The organism is Aquiflexum sp., assembly GCF_041751335.1.
Taxonomy (GTDB): domain Bacteria; phylum Bacteroidota; class Bacteroidia; order Cytophagales; family Cyclobacteriaceae; genus Aquiflexum.
Genome location: NZ_JBGSXS010000335.1, coordinates 1 through 1,591 on the forward strand (window position 1 = coordinate 1; position 1,591 = coordinate 1,591).

General features: G+C 41.4%; 2 protein-coding genes. One reads left to right on the top strand and one right to left on the bottom strand.

The window, feature by feature from the left end:
• Positions 1–1,004 (top strand): DUF4221 family protein (locus ACEW8U_RS18845; RefSeq protein WP_373523609.1); only part of this gene is annotated, 1,004 nt, incomplete at its 5' end.
• A gap of 40 nt (positions 1,005–1,044) precedes the next feature.
• Here ACEW8U_RS18845 and ACEW8U_RS18850 read toward each other — a convergent pair.
• Positions 1,045–1,591, bottom strand: a 547-nt coding sequence (locus ACEW8U_RS18850; RefSeq protein ID WP_373523610.1) for a hypothetical protein, incomplete at its 5' end; no start/stop codon positions are given.

Sequence of the window (1,591 nt, forward strand, 5' to 3'; positions counted from 1 at the left end):
ATTTAGAGTATGATCTGAGAGTAGCGGACTGCAGTGAAATGGATGGCTTTCTGTATAACTTTAATAAACATTCCCATAGTATCGAAAAAATTGATCTGGACCGATTAGAATGGGTAGGGACTTTCCCATTGCAACAGGAAGGACCGGACGGAACAGGGTTTTGGATTTCGGATATCAAAGGTGTCCGGGAGGGGCAGTTGTTCCTGTCTGGAGAAAAGGCCGGTATCTTTAACTTGGAAGGTGAACTGCTCAAAAAGATTGACTGGTCCAATGTCTCTCCCGAAGAAGGAGGGATATTGGATGAAGAAAAATTTTATATACAAGTGATCAACCCTAATTTCCCCGAGTCGGCTTTTTCCTTGTTTGTCAATTACACCAAAAATTCTGTGATTTTAAAAAAATTGGACGTATCCCAAAATAGGATAGCTATAATTGATATAGATCCCAATGAAAATTATAAAACTTACACCTTAGGAGACCTTTCTACTTATAATCATTGGCCACCTAGAGTCAACATCAACAGCCAAAAGGATAAAATCATCGTATCCCATGAGTTTGCCAATGATTTTTATGTGTATTCTCCACAAGGTGATTCCCTTCAAGCCATCACTTATACCTCTGCCTATACGCCTGTCAAAGTAACTCCCACCAATGAAGGAGACTTGGATAATTCTTTTGAGGATCGGATCAAAGCCCTTCAGTATTATCGCGGGCAAATAGTTTTCGGTTCACTGGTATGGGATTCAACTTTTCAGAAATATTACAGATTTTCATCTTCTACACAATATGGAGAAGAAAAACGGGAGGGATGGCTTTTACCTGAAATCAGCGAGAGCGAAGTGTATCTTAGTATTTTTGATGAAAATTTCAAGCTTCTGAATGAAAGTCCAATTCCTGAACTCAACGGCAAGCCATTGTCCAAATATTTTGTCAAGGACGGGATGTTGTGGGTATTTGTAAACTTGGATGATGAGATGGGATTCATCAGGGTAAGTTTTGAATAATCATTTTCAACACAAGTTAATACTAGAAATTCTCACCCCTTTAATCCCTCGGCGGATTGATCATAATATGTGCCCTATGAGTTCCGGGATCCATGATCCAGGGCATGGCGGGACCTGAGGGTTTCAGGGGCAGGCCGGTGCTCGCTTCGGTGGCCCAAGGGATATAGACCACATATCGGAGATAGGCGTCTTTGACTTCTCCGGTTTGGAGGTTGTAATTTTCAGCGTCTGCGGACAATACAAAAAGTGTGGCGCCATCTTTGGGCATTTTGAGTTTGCCGCTTTTGACTTCTTCTTCCCGGATATCAAATATTTCCTGAAAACCTTTTCCTTCTTTCTTCAATTGCCTTCCTCTTTCCATAAATGGTTCCAGCCCAACGAAGTAGCAGGAAGCATTGAAGCCGGGACTTTTTGGATCATCAGCCAGACAGATCAATTCATTGGTTCCCTTTCTCAAAACTATAAATTCTCCTTTTTCATTATACCCATATACCATTGCGCCTTCTCTTTTATCTTCAGGTGCAGCCAAGAGGGCAGTTTTTATCTGGATTTCCGTGCTGGGAATGGATTGGGAAAATGCAGGAAAT